Source organism: Pseudomonas multiresinivorans (assembly GCF_012971725.1).
In the GTDB taxonomy this organism is placed as follows: domain Bacteria; phylum Pseudomonadota; class Gammaproteobacteria; order Pseudomonadales; family Pseudomonadaceae; genus Pseudomonas; species Pseudomonas multiresinivorans.
In genome coordinates, this window is sequence record NZ_CP048833.1 from 6,291,599 (window position 1) to 6,312,879 (window position 21,281).

20 protein-coding genes are annotated in these 21,281 nt (G+C 66.8%); 6 read left to right on the plus strand and 14 right to left on the minus strand.

Annotated elements, in window-relative coordinates; translation table 11 throughout:
- Positions 1-211: 211 nt before the first annotated feature.
- From G4G71_RS28700 to G4G71_RS28750, 11 genes are all read right to left on the minus strand, one after another.
- Entirely contained in the window at positions 212-1,189 is a 978-nt protein-coding gene (locus tag G4G71_RS28700) for an NADH:ubiquinone reductase (RefSeq protein WP_169942145.1), read from the minus strand.
- A gap of 19 nt (positions 1,190-1,208) precedes the next feature.
- Positions 1,209-2,126 carry an SDR family NAD(P)-dependent oxidoreductase gene (locus tag G4G71_RS28705; protein ID WP_015475457.1) on the minus strand — a complete coding sequence of 306 codons (918 nt, stop codon included), beginning with the start codon at positions 2,124-2,126 and terminating at the stop codon, positions 1,209-1,211.
- A 48-nt stretch (positions 2,127-2,174) separates the two neighbouring features.
- Positions 2,175-3,320, minus strand: a complete 1,146-nt coding sequence (locus tag G4G71_RS28710; RefSeq protein WP_169942147.1) for an acyl-CoA dehydrogenase family protein — start codon at positions 3,318-3,320, stop codon at positions 2,175-2,177.
- Between the two features lie 16 nt (positions 3,321-3,336).
- Positions 3,337-4,092 carry an enoyl-CoA hydratase/isomerase family protein gene (locus tag G4G71_RS28715; RefSeq protein WP_169942862.1) on the minus strand — a complete coding sequence of 252 codons (756 nt, stop codon included), beginning with the start codon at positions 4,090-4,092 and terminating at the stop codon, positions 3,337-3,339.
- Positions 4,093-4,100: 8 nt separating this feature from the next.
- The gene (locus tag G4G71_RS28720) at positions 4,101-5,159 is read right to left on the minus strand and encodes an acyl-CoA dehydrogenase family protein (protein ID WP_169942150.1); all 1,059 of its coding nucleotides are present in this window, start codon (positions 5,157-5,159) and stop codon (positions 4,101-4,103) included.
- Between the two features lie 4 nt (positions 5,160-5,163).
- Positions 5,164-5,568 (minus strand): PaaI family thioesterase, encoded by a 405-nt coding sequence (locus tag G4G71_RS28725; RefSeq protein WP_169942864.1) that lies wholly within the window; start codon positions 5,566-5,568, stop codon positions 5,164-5,166.
- A gap of 38 nt (positions 5,569-5,606) precedes the next feature.
- The gene (locus G4G71_RS28730) at positions 5,607-6,965 is read right to left on the minus strand and encodes an MFS transporter (RefSeq protein WP_169942151.1); all 1,359 of its coding nucleotides are present in this window, start codon (positions 6,963-6,965) and stop codon (positions 5,607-5,609) included.
- 39 nt (positions 6,966-7,004) lie between these two features.
- The gene (locus G4G71_RS28735) at positions 7,005-7,886 is read right to left on the minus strand and encodes a MaoC/PaaZ C-terminal domain-containing protein (RefSeq protein ID WP_169942153.1); all 882 of its coding nucleotides are present in this window, start codon (positions 7,884-7,886) and stop codon (positions 7,005-7,007) included.
- Positions 7,870-10,005: an acetate--CoA ligase family protein gene (locus tag G4G71_RS28740; protein WP_169942155.1), complete on the minus strand. Its 2,136-nt coding sequence runs from the start codon at positions 10,003-10,005 to the stop codon at positions 7,870-7,872. Before G4G71_RS28740 ends, G4G71_RS28735 begins: the two co-directional genes overlap by 17 nt.
- 122 nt (positions 10,006-10,127) lie before the next feature.
- On the minus strand, positions 10,128-11,279 hold the full coding sequence (locus G4G71_RS28745; RefSeq protein ID WP_169942157.1) for a thiolase: 1,152 nt from the start codon (positions 11,277-11,279) through the stop codon (positions 10,128-10,130).
- A complete protein-coding gene (locus tag G4G71_RS28750) occupies positions 11,276-11,662 on the minus strand; it encodes a Zn-ribbon domain-containing OB-fold protein (protein ID WP_169942159.1) in 387 nt (128 codons plus the stop codon). Before G4G71_RS28750 ends, G4G71_RS28745 begins: the two co-directional genes overlap by 4 nt.
- 141 nt (positions 11,663-11,803) lie before the next feature.
- On the opposite strand from G4G71_RS28750, the gene G4G71_RS28755 reads away from it, so the two are divergent.
- Both G4G71_RS28755 and G4G71_RS28760 read left to right on the plus strand, forming a co-directional pair.
- On the plus strand, positions 11,804-12,619 hold the full coding sequence (locus G4G71_RS28755) for an IclR family transcriptional regulator (RefSeq protein WP_169942162.1): 816 nt from the start codon (positions 11,804-11,806) through the stop codon (positions 12,617-12,619).
- 397 nt (positions 12,620-13,016) lie between these two features.
- Positions 13,017-14,036: a branched-chain amino acid aminotransferase gene (locus G4G71_RS28760; protein WP_169942164.1), complete on the plus strand. Its 1,020-nt coding sequence runs from the start codon at positions 13,017-13,019 to the stop codon at positions 14,034-14,036.
- 172 nt (positions 14,037-14,208) lie between these two features.
- On the opposite strand, the gene G4G71_RS28765 is transcribed toward G4G71_RS28760, so the two are convergent.
- A complete protein-coding gene (locus G4G71_RS28765; RefSeq protein ID WP_169942166.1) occupies positions 14,209-16,599 on the minus strand; it encodes a hybrid sensor histidine kinase/response regulator in 2,391 nt (796 codons plus the stop codon).
- A gap of 208 nt (positions 16,600-16,807) precedes the next feature.
- Between G4G71_RS28765 and G4G71_RS28770 the strand changes: the two genes are divergently transcribed.
- The 4 genes from G4G71_RS28770 to G4G71_RS28785 all read left to right on the plus strand — a co-directional run bounded on the left by G4G71_RS28770 (position 16,808) and on the right by G4G71_RS28785 (position 20,368).
- Positions 16,808-17,605, plus strand: coding sequence for a hydroxymethylpyrimidine/phosphomethylpyrimidine kinase (locus tag G4G71_RS28770; RefSeq protein ID WP_045215075.1), 798 nt, complete (start codon positions 16,808-16,810; stop codon positions 17,603-17,605).
- Positions 17,606-17,639: 34 nt separating this feature from the next.
- Positions 17,640-18,269, plus strand: coding sequence for a thiamine phosphate synthase (gene thiE, locus G4G71_RS28775; RefSeq protein WP_169942168.1), 630 nt, complete (start codon positions 17,640-17,642; stop codon positions 18,267-18,269).
- Positions 18,270-18,311: 42 nt separating this feature from the next.
- A complete protein-coding gene (gene hemL, locus G4G71_RS28780) occupies positions 18,312-19,598 on the plus strand; it encodes a glutamate-1-semialdehyde 2,1-aminomutase (protein ID WP_169942170.1) in 1,287 nt (428 codons plus the stop codon).
- A gap of 227 nt (positions 19,599-19,825) precedes the next feature.
- Positions 19,826-20,368, plus strand: coding sequence for a tetratricopeptide repeat protein (locus G4G71_RS28785; protein WP_017521798.1), 543 nt, complete (start codon positions 19,826-19,828; stop codon positions 20,366-20,368).
- Here the strand turns inward: G4G71_RS28785 and G4G71_RS28790 are convergent.
- Both G4G71_RS28790 and G4G71_RS28795 read right to left on the minus strand, forming a co-directional pair.
- Complete coding sequence (locus tag G4G71_RS28790; RefSeq protein WP_169942172.1) at positions 20,365-20,799, minus strand: hypothetical protein; 435 nt, start codon at positions 20,797-20,799, stop codon at positions 20,365-20,367. The genes G4G71_RS28785 and G4G71_RS28790 overlap by 4 nt on opposite strands.
- A 60-nt stretch (positions 20,800-20,859) precedes the next feature.
- Positions 20,860-21,192 (minus strand): DUF1820 family protein, encoded by a 333-nt coding sequence (locus tag G4G71_RS28795; protein ID WP_169942174.1) that lies wholly within the window; start codon positions 21,190-21,192, stop codon positions 20,860-20,862.
- Positions 21,193-21,281: the final 89 nt, after the last annotated feature.

Genomic DNA, 21,281 nt, shown 5'->3' on the forward strand with positions numbered 1-21,281 from the left:
AAGGCGGCGCCGCTGCTGTCTGGAAGTCAGTACGAGCCCCTCTCCCCCGCCCTCTCCCTGAAGGGAGAGGGAGCTGACCGTGCCGGCTGATGCAGTGGTGTGATCCTGCACCGGACAGTCCCCTCTCCCTTCAGGGAGAGGGTTAGGGAGAGGGAGCCTCCGCGCATAGCCTCCAGAAGAAACGCTTGCTCCCACGCCGCCACATGGAAAATCACTGGATAAGCAAACCCTCCAGTCGCTCGCGGATCAGCTCGCGCGCCTGCTCGACGATGCCGCGCAGCAGTTCCTTGCAGCTCGGTTCGTCATCGATCAGGCCCTGGACCATGCCCGCCGACCAGATGCCCAGGTCGGTGTCGCCCTGCTCGTAGACCGTGCGCCCGCGCAGGCCGCTGACCAGGGTGGCGATGTCGGCATAGGTGGCGTTGCCGCGCGCCTCGATGGCCAGCACTTCCTGGCTGATGGCATTGCGCGCGACCCGTGCGCTGTTGCGCAGCGAACGCATGATCACGTCGGTGGAGCGCTCGTCGGCGGCGCGGATGGCCGCCTTGACCTGCGGGTGGATCGGGCATTCGCGGGTGCTGAGAAAACGCGTACCCATGTTGATCGCATCGGCCCCCAGCGCCAGCGCCGCCACCAGCCCTCGGCCGTCGGCGAAACCACCGGAAGCGATGATCGGCACACGCAGCCGGTTGGCCGCGGCGGGCAGCAATACCAGGCCGGGAATGTCATCCTCGCCCGGATGCCCGGCGCACTCGAAGCCGTCGATGGACACCGCGTCGACACCCAGTTGCTCGGCCTTGAGCGCATGGCGCACCGCCGTGCACTTGTGGATAACCTTGACCCCATGCTGGCGGAACTCGGCGATGTGCTCGCCGGGATTGTTCCCGGCGGTTTCGACGACGCGGATGCCACTCTCGATGATCACCGCGCGGTACTCGGCGTAGGGGATCGGCTTCTGCGTCGGCAGCAGCGTCAGGTTGACGCCGAAGGGCTTGTCGGTGAGTTCGCGGCAACGCGCGATCTCGTCGGCCAGCGCCTGCGGGGTCGGCTGGGTCAGCGCCGAGAGCGTCGCCAGGCCACCGGCGTTGGCCACCGCTGCCGCCATCTCGGCGCGGCCCACCCACTGCATGCCGCCCTGCATGATCGGGTGTTCGACGCCGAAGGTTTCGGTGAATCGGGTCTTGAACATGCGCCTGTCCTCCGAAGGGTCAGATCGGGTCCCAGGAGAACACGTCCGGGCTGCGCGCCAGGTCCATGAAGCTGCCGCGCAGCGCCGGCATGCCGTGCTCGGCAATGCTCTGCGGGGTCCAGCCGTTGTCGCTGTGCACGCTGCGCAGCGGGCGACTCTGGCTCATCAGGAAGATCTCGTGGTTGCGCGCGGCGAACACCTGGCCGTTGACCGCACTGGCGGCATCGGAGGCGAGGTACACGGCCAGCGGCGCGTTCTTGTCCGGAGTCATGCGTTGCAGGTTTTCCACCCGCGCTTTCTGCTCCGGGGTCTCGGCCGGGATGGAGTCGGTCATGCGGCTCCAGGCGAAGGGCGCGATGCAGTTGGAGCGCACGTTGTAGCGCTGCATGTCGAGGGCGATGGATTTGCTCAGGGCGACGATGCCCAGCTTGGCCGCCGAGTAGTTGGCCTGGCCGAAGTTGCCGATCAGCCCCGAGGTGCTGGTCATGTGCACGAAGGCGCCGCTGTTCTGCGCGCGGAAGTGCTCGGCGGCGGCGCGGCTGACGAAGAAGCTGCCGTTGAGGTGCACGTTGATCACCGACAGCCAGTCCTCGGCGCTCATCTTGTGGAAGATGGTGTCGCGCAGGATGCCGGCATTGTTGACCACGATGTCGACGCGGCCGAAGGCATCGATGGCGCTGGAGACGATGCGCCGCGCGCTGTCCCAGTCCGACACGCTGTCGGTATTGATGGCGCCGTCGCCGCCGCGCTGGCGGATCAGCCCGAGGGTTTCCTCGGCCGGGGAAGCCGAGCCGCCCTCGCCCTGCAGGGACACGCCGATATCGTTGATCAGTACCCGCGCACCGCTGTCGGCCAGGGCCAGGGCGATCTCGCGGCCAATGCCGCCACCGGCGCCGGTGACGATCGCTACCTTGCCTTCGTTGAGTCGTTGGGTCATTGCTCGTTCCTTACTTCAATTCGTGTTTGAGGTTCGTTGTGCGCACGATCAGCTCGGCAGGCCGAGCACGGCCTTGGCCAGGATGTTGCGCTGGATCTCGTTGGTGCCGCCGTAGATGGTGGTGGGCCGCGACTGGATGAAGATGCCCGCCGGGTGCAGTTCAGGGTCGTCGCTGAAGGGGTTGAGCAGCGCCGAATCGGCGCCGGCGATCTCCAGTCCCAGCTCGCTGATGCGCTGGTACAGCTCGGACTGGTGGATCTTCAGCAGGGAAACATCCGGGCCCAGCTCCTCGCCGCGCCGCAGGCGTTCGGCGAAGCGCTCGTAGAGCGCCTTGTGGCAGTCCAGGTCCATGCTCAGCGCGGCGAAGCGCTGGGCGAACACCGGGTCGTCCCACAGGCCCTGGTGACGGGCCAGGCGCACCAGGCGCTCAAGGGCGAAGGTGGCCTGCTTGGGCGAGCCGAGGAAGATGCGCTCGAAACCGAGCAGTGCCTTGGCCATCCCCCAGCCGTGGTTGACCGCGCCGACGAGGTTCGCCTCCGGCACGCGCACATCGTTGAAGAACACCTCGCAGAATTCGCCCTGCAGTTCGAGGTTGAGGATCGGCCGCACCTCGACACCGGGGCTGTCCATCGGCACCAGCAGGAAGCTGATGCCCTGCTGTGCCTTGGCGCTGCGCTCGGTGCGCGCCAGCACGAAGATCCAGTTGGCCTCGGTGCCCATGGTGGTCCAGGTCTTCTGGCCGTTGATCACCCATTCGCCATCGCGCAACACCGCCTCGGTGCGCAGGCTGGCGAGGTCGGAGCCGGCGTTGGGCTCGCTGTAGCCCTGGCACCAGATGTCCTCGCCACTGAGGATGCGCGGCAGGAAACGCTCGCGCTGGGCGTCGGTGCCGTAGCGGATCAGCAGCGGGCCGAGCATGGTGATACCGCTGTCGGGCAGGCGCGCGCAGCCGTAGTTTTCCATCTCTTCGATCATGATCAGCTGCTTGCCGGCGGACAGGCCCATGCCGCCGAATTGCACCGGCCAGCCGGGGCACAGCCAGCCCTGCCGCGACAGCGCCTGGTACCACTCCCAGGTGTCGTCGCGGCCCAGGCGGTGAGCCGGGTTGCGGATGCGCTGCGGGTAGTTGGCGGCGACCCACTCGCGCACCAGCCGGCGGAATTCGCCATCTTCGAGGGCGTTGTAATCGGTCATGTCATGGTTCTCCTGATTACTGGCCCCGGAAATTCGGGGAACGTTTTTCGAGGAAGGCCGCTTTGCCCTCGGCGTGGTCGGCGCTGAGGAACAGCTGGCTCTGGAAATCGCCTTCGCGTTCGAGCAGCAGTTCCAGGCCATCGGCCAGCAGGGCCTTGGTCAGCGACAGCGCCAGCGGCGCCTGCTCCTCGACCTTCGCGGCCAGTGCCAGCGCCGCATCCAGCGCGGCACCCGGTGCACAGAGCTGGTCAACCAGACCGATGCGCAGCGCTTCCTCGGCCTCGATCACCTGGCCGAACATCAGCACCTGCCGCGCCCGACCGTTGCCGATGCGCGCCGGCAGGGTGTGCAGCTGGCCGAGATCGGCGATCAAGCCGACCTTGCCGAAGCCGGCGGCGAAGCGCGCCGTGCCACCGCAAACCAGGCTGTCGCAGGCCAGCGCCACCGACAGCCCGGCGCCCACCGCCCAGCCTTCGATGGCGGCGATGATGGGTTTGCCCATACGCAGCATCTGGCGGATCAGGTCAGCGTTCTTCTGCATGCGCACGCGGCCGGCATTCAAGTCGGTGACGTGCATGTCGCTCAGATCACCGCCGGCGCTGAAGACTTCTGCCGAACCGGTGAGGACCACGCTGCGCACGGCAGGATCGGCGTCCGCTTCACGCAGCGCGTCGAGCAGCTCGGCGCGCAATGCGGGGGACAGCGCATTGCGCCGCGCCGGATTGTTGAAACGCAGCAGGCGCACCGAGCCATGAGTTTCCTGCAGCAGCATCTCGCTCATCACGCCACCTCCGCATGCAGCAGGGCGATGTAGCGCGCCCGGTGGAAGGCCAGCGAACCCTGGCTGTTGAGCAGCACCATGGCGCGGCGCAGGAACAGGCCGATGTCGGCCTCGTCGGTGTAGCCGATGCCGCCGTGCAGCTGGATCGCCTGGCGGGTGACCAGCATGGCCGCTTCGGCGGCACGCACCTTGGCGGTGGACACCAGCCGCTGTACCTGGGCGGTCGGCGCGCCGTCATCCAGCGCGGCGGCCGCTTCGCCGACGATGGCGCGGGCCAGTTCGATCTGCAGTTTCAGATCGACCATGCGGTGCTGCAGCGACTGGAAGCTGCCGATCTCGCGGCCGAACTGGCGGCGCACGCCGAGGTAGTCGCGTGTCTGTTCGAAGGCCGCGTCCATCAGCCCGACCAGATAGGCCGAGCAGGCCAGCGCCGCTTCGTCGAGGGCGGCGGGCGTGGACTCGACGAGTTGCGCTGGCGTGCCGTCGAAGCGCAGGCGCGCCAGGTGGCCGCCGTCCTGGGTCGCTTCCTGATGCAGGCTGAGCCCTTCGGCGTTGCGCTGCACCAGGGCAAGGCCGGCGTTGCAGGCGACCAGCCAGGCATCGGCCGCAGCACCGAGCGCCACGTGGGCGATCTCGCCACGCAGCTGGCCGTCGCGCAGTACCGGCAATGCCGCTTCCGCTTCATAACCGATGCCGGCCGGCAGGATCAGCCGCTCGCCGGCCAACAGCGCATCACGCTCGTCTGCCGGCAGCAGCGGCGCCACCAGGCTCGCCTCGATCAGCGGCTCGGGCAGCAGGCCACGGCCCAGCTCTTCCAGCAGCGCCGCATACTCGGCCATGCCCAGCCCGCTGCCGCCCAGCTCCTCGGCGAGGCGCAGGCCCGGCCATCCCATGGCGCAGACTTCGCCCCAGGCATCGCGGTCGACGCTCGCCTGCTGGAAGCGCAGACGGCGCACCCGGCCCAGGTCGCCGCCGCGCGGGACCAGGGAGGCGGCGCTGTCACGGATCAGCCGCAGGCGCTCTTCGCGTTCCTCGGCCATCGCGGTGTGGTCGGTCATTTCATCATTCCCGTGTCGGTTGAACAGCTCCGGCCGCCGCGGGCCGGTACTTGAAACTGCCGGTGGCACTGGCGATCAGCTCGCCGGCCTGGTCGAAGATTTCCGCCGCGCAGAAGCACAGCGTGCGGGTGCGCTTGAGCACCCGGCCGACGGCGTTGATCTCGCCGCGTGTGCTGCCCATGAAGTGGGTGGCCATGTCGATGGTGACCATCGAGCAACCCGGCATCTGCGCGCGGATCGCGCCGGCCATGGCGGCATCGAGCACGCTCATCAGCACACCGCCGTGGAAGCTGTCGATGTAGTTCATCAGCTCCGGGCGGTGGCGCAGGCGCACCCGCACCACCTCGCCATCGACCCAGCGCTCCAGGCCGAGGAACTCCTGGAAGGTGTATCGATCGCGGGGGAACATGTCCGGCCCGGGCGCCTTGGCGGCGCGGGTGAAATCGGTCATCGCAGGCTTTCCTCCGTAACGGGTTGGCCCAGCGGGCGGGCTGCGCTGTGCGTCGGCGCACGTGCGGGTGTGCCGGGCGGCGCCGTGCGCGCTTCGCGGTTCGGGTCATACAAGCGGTTGGGGATCAGCAGCGCCGGGATCAGGCCGGTGATGACGTAGGTGATGCCCATCACCAGGAAGCCCGCGCCGATGGACACGTGGGAGGCCAGCAGGCCGATGGCCGCCGGGGCCACCGCCGCGCCGATGCGGCCGAGGTTGTAGGAGGTACCCACGGCAGCGCCGCGTACCTGGGTGGAGAAGCTCTCGGTCATGTAGGTGGCGAGCACGCCCACCGGTACGCCGTAGATGAAGCCGAACAGCGCAAGGATCCAGACGATGTTGTCCGGCGTGTGCCAGAACACGATCACCGGCATGAAGATCGCGGTGCCGATGGCGCCGGCGGCGAAGGTGGCGCGGCGGCCGAAACGGTCCGAGGCGATCCCGGCGAGCACTTTGCCGAGGATCATCGCGGTGTAGGTGCCGACCATGTAGCCGGTCATGGACTTGAAGTTCATGCCCAGCTCGCTTTCCAGGTACGAGGGCATCCAGTTGTTGGTGCCGTAGTAGCCGAACAGCAGGAAGCACGAGGTGAGGCTCCAGAGCACGAACATACGGCGGGTGGACGGATCGACCAGCAACTGGCGCATGCCGCCACTGGCGACCGCTTGCTGGCGACCGCTGCTGGCCTGCTGCACCCGTTGCGCACGGGCCGCCAGCCAGGACGGCGACTCCGGCACCCAGGGCCGCAGCGCCAGGCAGATCAGCGCCGCGCCGATCGCGGTGAAGAACAGCGCGCGCCAGCCGTAGTCGGGGATGATCTGCCCGGCAAGAACGGTCGCCACCAGATAGCCCACGGTCCAGCCGGCCTGCATGGTCGCCAGGATGGTGGTGCGGTACTTCGCGGTGACGAACTCGGACATCAGGATGTTGCAGGCGACGAACAGCGAGCCCAGGCCCAGCGAGGAGACGAAGCGGATCAGCGCGAAGGCCCAGAAGTTGTGCGCCAGCCCGAGTAGCGCGGTGCCGACGGAGAACACCAGGATGGTCCAGGTCACCACCCGCACCCGGCCGAAGCGGTCGCACGCCCAGCCACCGTAGATGCCGCCGATGGCCATGCCGGCCAGGGTCACGCTGCCCAGCGAGCCGGCCTCGAAGTTGGAGAGGCCGAACTCAGCCTTCAGGCTGTTCAGGCTGTAGGCAAGGAACATCAGGTCGGCGCCGTCGGCGAGCAGACCCAGGAAGCAGAAGAGGAAGGCGATCACCAGGGTCCGCCGCGGTATCGCGGTGCCCTGGGCCAAGCTGTCGGGTGCGTTCATTGTTGTTGTTCTCGCAGGTTGGTTGAGGTCGTCGTCGCGCTAGGCCCGCCCGGCTAGTTCTCCACTGTCCGGGGTGAGGCGCACGCGGCCGTTGTCCAGTACCACCACGTCGCGCTCGACGACGCGGGTGCGGAAGGAGCCGTCATTCCAGATTTCGGTACGCAGGGTTTCGCCGGGGAAAACCGGTGCGGAGAAGCGCACCTGCAGATGGGCGAAACGCTCCGCGCGGTAGTCGGCGAAGCCGCGCAGCAGCGCGTGGAAGGCCACGCCCAGGGTGCACAGGCCATGCAGGATCGGCCGCGGGAAACCACCGCGAGCCGCCGCCGCGGGGCTGGCGTGGATCGGGTTGTCGTCGCCGTTCAGGCGGTAGTGCAGCGCCTGCTCGGGGCGGGTCGGCAGGTCGATGACCAGGTCCGGCGCCTGCTCGGGCAGACGGTGCGGTTGGCTCAGCGACTGGCTGTCGCCGCCGAAACCGCCGTCACCACGCAGGAAGGTGGTACCGCGGGCAATCGCCAGCACCTCACCGCTCTGCGCATCGCTGACGACCTTCTCGCTATAGAGCAGCGCGCCCTTGCCGGCGCCCTTGTCGACCAGCCCGGTAACGCGGGTGCGGCCGATCACTTCGCCTTCCACCGGCAGCGGCTTGAGCCATTCGATGCTCTGCTCGCCGTGGACCAGGCGCAGGGCATCGACGCCGGTGTCCGGGTTGCCCAGCCAGAAGCCGGGATGACCGAGCACCACCGCCATGCAGGGCAGCGCCTGGAGTTCGCGGTTGGCATCGACGAAGGTCAGCTGGTGCTCATCCATCGGGTCCGCGCCGAGGCCCACCGACAGCGCGTAGAAGGCACTGTCGTGACGGCTGAAGCGCTGGCGTACTTCCGGGATCGGGTAGTTCAGCAGGTGCTCAGGATTCAGCGCCATGGGCCACCTCCTCCACTTCCAGCACCGCGTCGGCGGCCCAGGCGCCCTGCCCTTCAGGCATGGCGAAGACCGGGTTGAGGTCCACCGAACGCAGGCGCGGGCCCGCTTCGGCGGCGAACTGCGAGAGCTGCGAGAGCACCCGTGACAGGGCCTTGATATCGGTCACCGGACGACCACGGGCGCCCAGCAGCAGCGGCGCGCCCTTGATGCTGCGGATCATCTGTTCGGCCTCGTCGACGCCGAACGGACAACGGCGGAACACCACGTCCTTGAGTACTTCGACGAAGATGCCGCCGAGGCCGAACACCGCCACCGGGCCGAACTGCGGGTCACGCTGGATGCCCATGAAGCACTCGACGCCGCCCTGCAGCTGACGCGCCACCAGCACGCCATCGAAGCGGGCGTTCGGCGCGTGTTCGGCGGCACGTTCGAGCAGCAATGAGTAGCCGTCGCGCACGGCCTGGGCGCTGTTCACGTTGAGCAGCACGCCGCCGATTTCCGACTTGTGCAGGATGTCCGCCGAGGCGATTTTCAGCACCACCGGGAAGCCGATCTGTTCGGCGAATGCAGCGGCTTCCGCAGCGCTTTTCAGCACACGTTCGGGCGCCGATTCGATGCCGGCGCGCGCCAGCAATTGCTTGGCTTCGGCCTCACCGGGCGTGCTGGCCGGCAGCTCAACGCCGCCTGGCACAGGAATCCTGCGCAGCGGCCGGGCGAATGCTTCGCCCAACTGGCCCATGGCCTGGATGGCGCGCACGGCACGGGTCGGGTCCTCGAACAGAGCGAAGCCGGCCTTCTGGTACGGCGCCAGCTCCTCGCCCTCGCCCATCACCGAGACCACGAACAGGCGGTCCGGGTGATCGACCTTGATCCGCGCGAACTGCTCGGCCAGGCGCGGGCCGATGGAGGCAGCGGTGCCGGCCTGGGTGAAGAAGGCGATCAGCGAGCGGTAACCGCCGTCCACCACCATGGACTCGGTGAAGTCGTGCACCAGGCTCAGGTCGTTGAGCGCCTGGGCCGTGCAGTCCACCGGGTTGAGCGGCGAGGCATAGTGCAGGCGCTGCTTCAGGCGCGCCTGGGCCGCTTCCGGCATCGGCGGCATGGGCAGGCCGACGTCCTCGGCAGCATCGCTGACGATGATCCCGGCGCCACCGCTGACGGTGATCATTCCCAGGCTGTTGTTCACCGGGTAGATGCGCTGGGTGGCGAGGTAAGCGATGTCCACCAGCTCTTCGGTGGTACGCGCGCGGACCACCGCGTAGTCGGCCAGCACCGCATCGAGCACCTTGTCGTCGCCAGCCAGGGAGGCGGTATGCGACATGGCCGCGCGACCGCCCAGCTCGCTGCGCCCGACCTTGTGCAGGATCACCGGCTTGCCGGCGCGATGGGCCGCTTCGAGCGCGGCGAGAAAGCTGTCGACGTTGCGGATGGATTCGGCGTAGGCCATCACCACGTCGACCTCCGGCGATTCCACCAGCCAGCCGATGGCGTCGCCCAGGGTGACGTCGGCCTCGTTGCCGGTGGCGACGCAGATCGGCGTACCCAGCCCGCGCTGCCGCGACAGGCCGAGCAGGTGCGCCCCATACGCCCCGGACTGGGTGGCGATGCCGACTCGCCCGGCCAGCGGGATGCCACGCTCCAGGCTGGTGGAGAAGAAGGCGTAGTAGCCCAGGTTGGCGTTGAACACGCCCAGGGCATTCGGACCCAGCAGGCGCATGTTCGCCACGCGGGCGGCTTCGACGATGGCGTCCTGCATGGCCACGCCCTCCTCGCCGACTTCGCTGAAGCCCGAGGAGAACACGATGGCGCTGCGCGCGCCCTTGCGACCCAGCGCCTGGACGGTCTCCAGCACCTGCGGCGCCGGCACCGCGATGATCGCCACGTCCGGCGCCTCAGGCAGCGCGTCGACGCTGGCATAGGCCGGCAGGCCCTGGATCTCCGTGCGATTGGGGTTCACCGGCAGGATGCGGCCGGTGAAGCCGTTGCGCAGCATGTAGGCGATGGGGCGGCCACCGATGCGGTGCGGGTCGCTGGAAGCGCCGACCACGGCGACCGAGCGCGGCTGGATCAGCGGGGTAAGGCTGGCGAAGGCTGTGTGTTGCAAGTGACTCACTGACATGACGTTCCACCTGAACAGATAACGGGTGCCGGACGAGGCCGTCCCGGCGCGAGGGCGAGCGCGTCCACGGCGGGCCGCATGCTTATCGCGGGCGGCCACCGGGAGGGCGTCTTGCCCGGATTTCAGAGCACGTTCTGGGTGCCGAGCAGCGCGGTGACCTGGCTGGACAAGGTCCCGCCGTTGCCATGCAGCAGCGCGACGTCGGCTTTCTTCAACTGGCGCTCACCGGCCTGTCGGCGCAACTGGGTAACCGCCTCGATGATCAGGAACATGCCGTACATGCCCGGATGCACACAGGACAGCCCGCCACCGTTGGTGTTCACCGCCAGCTCGCCACCAGGAGCGATGCGCCCGCCCTGGACGAAGCGGCCGCCCTCGCCCTTCGGGCAGAAGCCGAGGTCTTCGAGGAACAGGATCGTATTGATGGTGAAGGCGTCGTAGACCATCACCAGGTCGATGTCCGAGTGCTTCACGCCGGCCATCTGCATGGCGCGTGGACCGCTCTCGGAAGCGGCAGTGACGGTGAGGTCGGGCATGGCAACGATGGAACGGTGCCACTGCGCGCCGGCCGCGCCGAGGAAGTAGATCGGCGCCTTGGGCAGGTCCCGCGCGCGTTCGGCGCGCACCATCACGCAGGCGCCGCCGCCATCGGTGACCAGGCAGCAGTCGGCCTTGCTCAGCGGGTCGCTGACCATCCGTGCGGCGAGCACGTCATCGATGCTCAGCGGGCCACGGGCGAAGGCCTCGGGATTGAGGTTGGCCCACCCCCGCGCGGCCACGGCCACTTCGGCCAGGTGCTCGCGGGTGGTGCCGTATTGATGCATGTGCCGGCTGGCAGCCAGCGCATAGGCGGTGATCGGGTGGCGTGGCTGGTAGGGTGTTTCGTGCCACTGCGGCTCGCTCATCGATACCAGCTTGCCGCCAGCGGTACGCTGGTTGGAGCCATAGCAGATCAGCGCTGCGTCACACAGGCCGGCCTCCAGGGCCAGGGTCGCCTGCAGAAGGTGAAGCTCGAAGCTGGAGCCGCCGACATTGGTGCCATCGACGAACTTCGGCTTGATGCCCAGGTATTCGCAGACCGATAGGGTCGGGAAGGCGTGGGAGCTGGTGGCCGAGAACACCGCGTCGATGTCCGAGAGTTTCAGCCCGGCATCGGCGATGGCTTTCATCGACGCCTGACCGAGCAGTTCCATGGCGCTGTAGCCGTGGGCTTCGCCGATACCGGCACTGCCGATGCCGACGATGGCGGTCTTGCCGCGCAGTACCTGGCTCATGCCTGCACCTCCGCGAGAGGCTCGAAGACGACGACGGCGCCACTCTCCTGCTGGGCGATGCGCGCCTTGACGCGGGTGCCGATCGGCAGGCTGAGGTGCCCTTCGATACGCGACATCATGCGCACGCCTTCATCCAGGTCGATCAGGGCGACGTTGTAGTCACCGCTGCGGGCGCGATTGACGGTCAGGGCATAAAGGGTGCCCAGGCCACTGGCGGGAACCCATTCCAGGTCCGTTTCGCCGCTGCCCGGCACCTGGGTGCGCGGGTAGAACACGTGCCGGCCGGTGGAGGCGCTGCGCTGCAACATGAATTGCCCCTGGGCAAGGAAGGCAAGGTACTGCGCTTCGGGCCCTGGCATGTTGCGGTCGGGGAAATCCACCATTGAGGTTTCTCCTTTGTTCTTGTTCTGCCTTTGTTGCAAAGTGCGTTACCGCCCATGCCAAGCCAGCTTCACGGAAGCCGTTGCAGGCGTCGCAGGGTCAGAATACATTCACAATACTGAATGTCAATCAGAATGCAGAATATGACCACTGAAAAGACCGTCGAAGAAGCCAGCAGCAAACGCACCGGCAGCGCCAAGGATGTAGGCGCCGTGGTGAACGCCATCCAGATCCTCCGCCACCTGGCCAACGCCGAAGGCCCCGAGGGCGCAACCGCCATCGCCCGCGCCACGGGAGTCAGCCCGAGCACCACCTTCAACATCCTGCGCACCCTGACCAACGAGCAGCTGACCTCGTTCAACAACGACACCAAGACCTACCGCCTGGGGCTGGGCCTGTCGGAGCTGGCGGTGAGCTTCATCGGCCGCAGCTACGCCGACCTTATCCAACCGGAACTGGAACGCCTGAGCACCAGCCACAACATCCTGATCGCCCTGTGGCAGGTCACCGACGATGCGCACATCCGCGTGATCGCGGTGTCCGCGCCAACCGCAGCGCACGTCAACGTCGCCGTCGGCTCGCGCCTGCCGGAACTGGTAGGCGCCGCCGGGCGCTGCGTCGCCGGCCTGCGCAACCTTCCGGACGACGAACTGCGCCGCCGCCTGACCCGCGTACGCTGGGAAAGCCCGCCAAGCTTCGAGGAATACCACAGCGATGCAGCCGCCACCCTGGAGCGCGGCTGGGCCATCGACCAGGACCATCTCTATCGCGGCGTCAGCATGGTCGCCAGCGCAATCATCGACCACGACCGCCAGCCTCGCTTCATCATTTCCGGCATCGGCATCAGCGCCCAACATGAGCGCGAGAAGCTCGAGCAGATCGGCGCCAGCCTGCACGAGACGGCCCGTTTCATCAGCCGCTCGCTATTCCCCCAGGGGAATTCCAGCCAGTCGGAATGACGGAAAATTCATTCAGCATACGAAATGACATTCATATAAATGTCTTTTTTCAGCTGGATGCACGGCCCGAAGCCAACAGACGGTCAGCAAATTCCGCCTCCGGACAGGGCATTGCTGTCCGTGACCCTGCGCCGGGGTCGCTCGGCTCCCGATGCGACTGATGGCAGCGATATTCGCAGGCAGGCCCCCACAGCCGCGAATATCGCCGGTATCATGGCAAGTCCTGGTGGAGTCCTGGCGGTACCATCAAGCGGGGGACGTCGCTCCCCCCGCGTAGCGGAATCCTGGTGATTCAGGCAGCGCCCGCCGTCAGGGTCCCGAAATCACCATGCGGATGCTCGCCCGCCATGCCCTGGCAGACGAATGGCCGCAGGCAATCCCATTGAATGAGGCAACCATGGAACAGAAAGACATCGACTGGGGCGCGCTCGGATTCGATTACATCAAGACCGACTTCCGCTACATCTCCCACTGGCGCGATGGTCTGTGGGACGACGGCAAACTGACCGAAGACAACACCCTGCACATCAGCGAGGGCTCCTCGGCCCTGCACTACGGCCAGCAGTGCTTCGAAGGCCTGAAGGCCTACCGCTGCAAGGACGGCTCGATCAACCTGTTCCGCCCGGACCAGAACGCCGCACGCATGGCCCGCAGCTGCGCCCGCGTACTGATGCCGCAGGTGTCCGAACAGCAGTTCATCGACGCCTGCCGCCAGGTGGTCCGCGCCAACGAACGCTTCATTCCCCCGTACGGCTCCGGCGGCGCCCTGTACCTGCGCCCGTTCGTGATCGGCGTGGGCGACAACATCGGCGTGCGCCCTGCCCCGGAATTCATCTTCTCGGTGTTCTGCATCCCGGTCGGCGCCTACTTCAAGGGCGGCATGAAGCCCCATGACTTCGTGATCTCCACCTACGACCGCGCCGCGCCCAACGGCACTGGCGCCGCCAAGGTCGGTGGCAACTACGCCGCCAGCCTGATGCCGGGCGCCCAGGCCAAGAAAGACGGTTTCGCCGACTGCATCTACCTCGACCCGGCCACCCACAGCCGCATCGAGGAAGTGGGCTCGGCCAACTTCTTCGCCATCACCCACGACGACGAGTTCGTCACCCCGCGCTCCAGCTCGGTGCTGCCGGGCATCACCCGCCTGTCGCTGATGCAACTGGCCGAACAGCGCCTGGGCCTGAAAGTGGTCGAAGGCGATGTGCAGATCGACGACCTGGCGCGCTTCAAGGAAGCCGGCGCCTGCGGTACCGCTGCGGTGATCACCCCGATCGGCGGCATCCAGTACAAGGACAACCTGCACGTATTCTTCAGCCGCGAAGACGTCGGCCCGGTGACCCGTCGCCTCTACGAAGAGCTGACCGGCATCCAGAAGGGTGACGTGGAAGGCCCGGAAGGCTGGGTCGTCAAGGTCTGAGCCTGACCGCTCGCTGAAACGCAAACGCCGCGATACCGAAAGGGATCGCGGCGTTTTTATTTGGCCCGGCAGAGGAGTTTGTCATCGCGTAGGAGCGGACTCTGTCCGCGATGCTATCCGGCGCGATGCGAACCTATCGCGGACGAAGTCCGCTCCTACGCATAGTCCAGCCTCAGGCGTGACTGGGCAGCGCCGGCTGGCACAGCAGCCAGTCATGCAGCAAAGCCTGCAGCTCCTCGAACTTCACCGGCTTGGCCATGTAGTCGCTCATTCCGGCAGCCAGGCAGCGCTCGCGGTCGCCGCTATGGCTGTGGGCGGTAATCGCCAGCACGGGAAGATCGACGCAACGCGGCAAGGTACGGATCGCTCGACAGGTAGCGAAGCCGTCCATCACGGGCATCTGGCAGTCCAGCAGCACGGTATCCACAGCCTCCCTGCGCAGCAACTCGATGGCCTCGGCACCGTTGTCGGCAGTGCGCACCCGGTAGCCGAGCTTGAGCAGCATGCCGCGGATCACCAACTGGTTGATGGCGTTGTCTTCCACCACCAGCACGGTGCACTGGTCGGGGCTGCGCAGCACCTGGCCGCCCGCGCGGCGTGGCGGCGGGGCGATGCTCTGCGCCGGCTGGCCGACCTGAAGCTCAAGGGCGAAGCGACTGCCCTGCCCCGGCACGGACTCATGCACCAGTTCGCCACCCAGCAACGCCACCAGCTTGCGGCACAGCGCCAGGCCAATGCCCAGGCCGCCGTACTCGCGAGTCAGCGAGCCGTCGAGCTGGAAGAAGCGCTGGTACAACGCGCCATCCGGCGGGGTGGAGAAGCCGATACCGCTGTCCTGCACCTCGATACGCAGCGCCAGCCCCTCGCTGTTCGGCACACCACCAACGCGCAGATTCACACCGCCCTGATGGGTGAACTTGATGGCATTGTCGATCAGGTAGCCCAGCGCCTGGGCCAGCTTGCCGGCATCACCTTCGAGGGTATCCGGCAAGCTTTCGTCCAGCTGCAGGACGAAGCGCAACCCGCGCTCCTCGGCACGCGGCGCATATTGCGCGCGCAGGCCGTCGCACAGACCTCGCAGGCTGAAGGGCTCGCGGCGCGGGTACAGCTTGCCGGCCTGCAGCTCGATCAGCGCGAGGATGTCGTTGACCATGCGCATCATGTCCCGCGCCGAGCCGGTGGCGGTCTTGTGGTACTGGGTCAGCTCGATGTCCATGGGCACCGTCTGCATCAGCTCCAGCGAACCGATCACCCCGCTCATAGGCGTGCGCAGTTCGTGGGTGACGGTGGCGAGGAACTCGTCCTTCAGGCGGTTGCTGCTGGCCAGCTCCAGGTTCAGTTGCTCCAGCTTGCGGCTGGTTTCCTGGAGGATGCGCGTGCGCTCCTCCTTCATGGCGTTGATGCGATCCGCCAGCGCCAGCGACAGCAGGCCAACCTCCAGCGCCGAGCCGATCTGGCTGGCGTACATGGTGAGGAAGATGTTCGGCAGCAAGCCCAGCACCATCAGGGTATTGATGATGCCGCCGAGCAGGAAGGCGCTCCAGGCGAAGATGAAGTAGCGCGCCACGCGCATGCCGCGCAGCCAGGCGACGATGCCGGCGGTGAAGATCACCACGGTGAACGCCAGCGCCAGGTAGGTGGCCAAGCGCAGGGCCACGGCATAGCTGACCGTCAGCGCCAGCACCATCACCAGCGCGCCGACGCCCATCAGCACGCGCAGTATGCGGTCGATCCACAGGCTGTGCTCGCGGGTATGCAGGAAGCTGCGGGCGAACTGGCAGCCGAACAGTCCGGCCGAGCCGATCAGGAAGGGCGTGGAAGCGTTGGCCCACCAGGGATTGTTGGGCCAGAAATACTCGATCCCCGCACCATTGACGGAGATCTGGTAGAAGCCGAACGAGGCTATATAAAGGATGTAATAGAGGTAACTGGTGTCGCGAACGCTGAGGAAGATGAACAGGTTGTAGATCATCATCACCAGCAGCACGCCGTAGATGATGCCCAGCACATAGATGCGCCCCGGCTGCTCTTCGAGGTAGGCCTTGGGCGACCAGAGCGTCAGCGGCGCCTGGATCGAGCCCTGGCTTTCCAGCCTCAGGTAGACGCGCAGCGGCTTGCCGGGCTCCAGCTTCAAGTCGAACAGGTAATTGTTCTGGCGGATTGGCCGGCTGTCGAACGGCAGGGTGTCGCCGGTGCGCTGGGCGAGCTTGAAGCCGCCCTTGCCGTCAGGCAGATAGAGATCGAGCTTGTCCAGCGGCGGGTAAGCCAGCTCCAGCAGCCATTTGGCCGGGTCGCGCGAGGCCTGCGGCTGGTAGTCCAGGTCCAGGCGCAGCCAGAATACCGAGCGCGAGTAGCCGGCATTGAGCACGTCCTGCTCGTGGTGGCGGAAGCTGGCGGCCAGCGCCGGTGAGCTGATCTCGGCGATATCGGCGGTGCCGCGCACGTCCTCGAAGACATCCATCGCCCGCCCGAGCGGCAATTGCCCCACGTGCTCGTCGAAGCTGATGGCGCTCGCCACTGGCGAGAGGATGAGAAGGATCAGGAAGATCAGCCAGTGCCGCATGGTGCCCCGCAGTGCCACCGACAGCCGCGCCGGAGATCCCCATCTCCCGCTTTGGCGCGCCGTGGAGGCGTTGTGTTGGAATCGGCGAACTCTAGCACAGGCCTTGTGCCCCGTGGCATTCGACCATCCGGGCAGGGCGTGGCCGGGCGATGCGCAATGGACCGTTCGGTCAGCTCAGCAGCGCATTTTGGTGATAAGCTCCCGCGCCATGAAAACACCTGCCTCCCGTCCCGTAGTGCTCTGCCTGTCCGGCCACGACCCCAGTGGCGGCGCCGGTCTGCAGGCCGATATCGAAGCCCTGATCGCCCAAGGCTGCCACGCGGCGCCCACCGTCACCGCGCTGACCGTTCAGGATACCGTCAACGTTTCCGACTTCCGCGTGCTCGACCGCGAGTGGGTGCTGGCCCAGGCCAACGCGGTAATCGCCGACCTGCCGGTGGCGGCGGTCAAGCTGGGCATGCTCGGCTCGGTGCAGATGGTCGACACCGTCGTCGAGATCATGCAATCGCTGCCCGGCATCCCGCTGGTCTGCGACCCGGTGCTGCGCGCCGGTGGCGGCGGCTCGCTGGGCAAGGACGACGTCGGCTACGCCATGCGCGAGCGCCTGCTGCCGATTGCCGCAGTCGCCACGCCGAACCTGCCGGAAGCACGCATCCTCGCCGAGCTGCCCGAAGGCACCGCGGACGAATGCGCCGACAAGCTGTTGCCTTATATCCAGACCCTGCTGATCACCGGTGGCCACGGCGACGAGTCCGAAGTACACAATCGCCTGTACACCCGCGACGGCCAGCGCCACACCTTCACCTGCCAACGCCTGCCCGGCAGCTACCACGGCTCGGGCTGTACCCTGGCGAGCACCCTCGCCGGCCGCCTGGCCCTGGGCGAAGAACTGGTCAGCGCGGTGCGCAGCGCCCTGGACTACACCTGGCGCACCCTGCGCGACGCGGAAGCACCCGGCCACGGCCAGTACGTGCCGCGCCGCCTGCCGCTGGACTATTGCAACTGATTCACGGATCAACCGTACGAAGATCGAGGCACCGATGAAACTGCGCGGACTCTACGCCATCACCGACAGCCAGCTGCTCGACGGCGGCCGCCTGCTGCCCTACGTCGAAGCCGCCCTGAAGGGCGGCGCCAAGCTGCTGCAGTACCGCGACAAGTCCGACGACGCCTCGCGCCGCCTGCGTGAAGCCGAGGCGCTGCGCGATCTCTGCGCGCGCTACGGTGCCACGCTGCTGATCAATGACGACGCCGAGCTGGCCGCGCGCCTGGGTGTCAGCGTGCACCTGGGCCAGACCGACGGCTCGCTGGCCGCGGCCCGCGCTCTGCTCGGCCGCAATGCCGTCATCGGCGGCACCTGCCACGCCAGCCTCGAGCTGGCCGAGAAGGCCATTGCCGAAGGCGCCAGCTACGTCGCCTTCGGTCGCTTCTTCACTTCCCAGACCAAACCGGGCGCGTCCGCCGCCAGCCTCGAACTGCTGGAACAGGCCAAGGCGCGCTTCAACGTGCCGCTGGTGGCCATCGGCGGCGTGACCCTGGAAAACGCGCCGGAGCTGATCGCCCGCGGCGCCGACATGATCGCCGTGATCCACGCGCTGTTCGCCGCCGACTCCCCGGCCGAAGTCGAACAACGCGCGCGCGCCTTCAGCCAACTCTTCGAAACCCGCTGAGCGCCCACGCGCCCGGCCCTTCACAGCTTCGCGAGGTACACCATGTCCCGTTCCGAAACGCTTTTCGCCAATGCCCAGAAACACATCCCCGGTGGCGTGAACTCGCCGGTGCGCGCGTTCAAGAGCGTCGGCGGCACCCCGCTGTTCTTCAAGCATGCGGAAGGCGCCTACGTGGTGGACGAGGATGACAAGCGCTACGTCGACTACGTCGGCTCCTGGGGCCCGATGATCCTCGGCCACAGCCACCCGGACGTGCTCGACGCCGTGCGCAAGCAACTCGACCACGGCCTGTCCTACGGCGCACCGACCGCGCTGGAAGTGGAAATGGCCGACCTGGTCTGCTCGTTGGTCCCGTCCATGGACATGGTGCGCATGGTCAGCTCCGGCACCGAAGCCACCATGAGTGCCATCCGCCTGGCCCGCGGCTACACCGGCCGCGACAGCATCATTAAATTCGAAGGCTGCTACCACGGCCACTCCGACAGCCTGCTGGTGAAAGCCGGCTCCGGCGCCCTGACCTTCGGCGTACCGAACTCCCCGGGCGTGCCAGCGGCCTTCGCCAAGCACACCCTGACCCTGCCCTATAACGACATCGCCGCCGTGGAGAAGACCCTGGGCGAAGTCGGCAAGGACGTGGCGTGCATCATCGTCGAGCCGGTCGCCGGCAACATGAACTGCGTACCGCCGGCCCCAGGCTTCCTGGAAGGCCTGCGCAGCCTGTGCGACCAGCACGGCGTAGTACTGATCTTCGACGAAGTGATGACCGGCTTCCGCGTCGCCCTGGGCGGCGCCCAGGCGCACTACGGCATCACCCCGGACCTGTCGACCTTCGGCAAGATCATCGGTGGTGGCATGCCGGTGGGTGCCTTCGGCGGCAAGCGCGAGATCATGCAGCAGATTTCCCCGCTCGGCCCGGTCTACCAGGCCGGCACCCTGTCGGGTAACCCGCTGGCCATGGCCGCCGGCCTGACTACCCTGCGCCTGATCAGCCGCCCAGGCTTCCACGACGAGCTGACCACCTACACCACCCGCATGCTGCAAGGCCTGCAGGAGCGCGCCGACGCCGCTGGCATCCCCTTCGTGACCACCCAGGCGGGCGCCGCGATGTTCGGCCTGTACTTCACCGGCGCCGACGACATCGTCACCTTCGACGACGTGATGACCAGCGACGCGGAACGCTTCAAGCGCTTCTTCCACCTGATGCTGGACGCCGGCGTGTACCTGGCTCCGAGTGCCTTCGAGGCCGGTTTCACCTCCATCGCCCACGGCGAAACCGAGCTGAAGCTGACCCTGGACGCTGCAGAGCGCGCTTTCGCCGCCCTCAAGTAAGGCCTCCCGCGAAGGCGCCCAGACGGGCGCCTTCCGCTCTAACCCGAGGCTTTCGCAGCATTACGCCGGCGCTACGCCCACCCGGCCGCCGCTGGCGTTTCCAGTAAAAAAACAGAAAAGAAGGTAAAGACTTTGTAAGGAAGCGCCCGCTTATTTCATAATGTGAAGGCTGGCGCATTTCGCTGGCCGGGTTTTGCCCGCCCCGATCCTGGAGGCCGTTTCTCCCCATGTACCGTTCCGGTCGCACCCTGCTGGGTTGCCTGTTGCTCGCACTGCCCCTGTTCACTCAGGCGGGCGGCAACTCGCTGCTGATTCCAGCCACCGGACGCTGCACCCTCAACACCGTGCCCGAACAGCTGCAACAGGCCCTGGCCAGTTGCCAGCAGGCCGCCAATGCCGGCGACGCACAGGCACAGTTCGAGCTGGGGGAATTCTTCTATACCGGCGAACGCGCCCCGCGCGACTTCCAGGCCGCCCTGCACTGGTACGAGAAGGCTTCGCTGCAGGGCCACGCCGACGCACAGCTGCGCCTGGGCACCATGTTCTTCCGCGGTGAAGGCGTGAAGGCCAACAACGTGCAGGCCTATATCGTGCTGAAGATGGCTGCGGTCAACGGTGCCGAAGACGCCATGGACAGCGCCGACCTGGTCGCCGAGCAGATGAACAAGGACGAGCTGGACATCGCCACCAAGGTACTTGGGCAGATCTTCCGCAATTACCTGATCGAACTGCAGACCGCCGGCAACTCGCCGTTCTCGCCGCTGCCTTAGTCTGCCGGCCCACCCTCATACAGCCGCCACGCCCGATCGATGAAGTACAGGGCAGCCACCGCAAAGAACAGCCCCAGTGGAAATGCCAGGTAATTGTCGCGCTTGCGGTGCTCGGCGATTTCGTCAAACGAGCGCACGCTGACGTTGGGCGCCATCACCCCCCAGACAGGCACACTGCCATCGTCCTCGGACGCCGCCGCGTAGCGCACTGTAATCGGTGCCGCGGACTGAAGATACGCACGCACATGGGAGACCTCTCCCGAACTGGCCGAATAACTGAAGCGCAAGCTTTGCCCTTGCAGGCCGAATGACAACCCGTATTTAGAGGCTTCGAGCCAGGAGACGTAACCCGTCGCCGATTTCAACGAGGATCGATCAGGGACGCTTCGCGGCGGGAACAAGCCGAAGATCAGCCAGACACTCAGCGCCAATGCAGCCGCCGCGTAGGCTGCCGACTGCGGCCAGGTACTTGGCGGCCGCACCATCTGCGATCAGCTGTCCTTGCTCGGCATCGGCATGGGGAAAGGCATCACGTTGCCGGTGATCTTGGCGTCGCTGATCTTCGCGGTGCCCAGGCGCTCCACTTCGTCGATGCGGATGATCGAGTGCAGCGGCACGAAGCTGCGGATGACGCCGTCGAACTGCGCCTTGAGCTTCTCCTCGCTGGGGTCCACCACCATCTGGGTGCGCTCGCCGAAGACGAACTCCTCGATCTCCAGGAAGCCCCACAGATCGCTCTGGTAGATCTGTTTGGCGTACATCTCGTACACCTGGCCCTGGTTGAGGAAGACCACCTTGTAGATCGGGTTCTCGCGCTTGCTCATGAACGAAGGATGACAGCTTTGCAAAAAGGGCACGCAGGATAGCACAGCCGCGCGGCCTCCAGGCCTTCCCGCGGCCGGCCCGGTGGCAG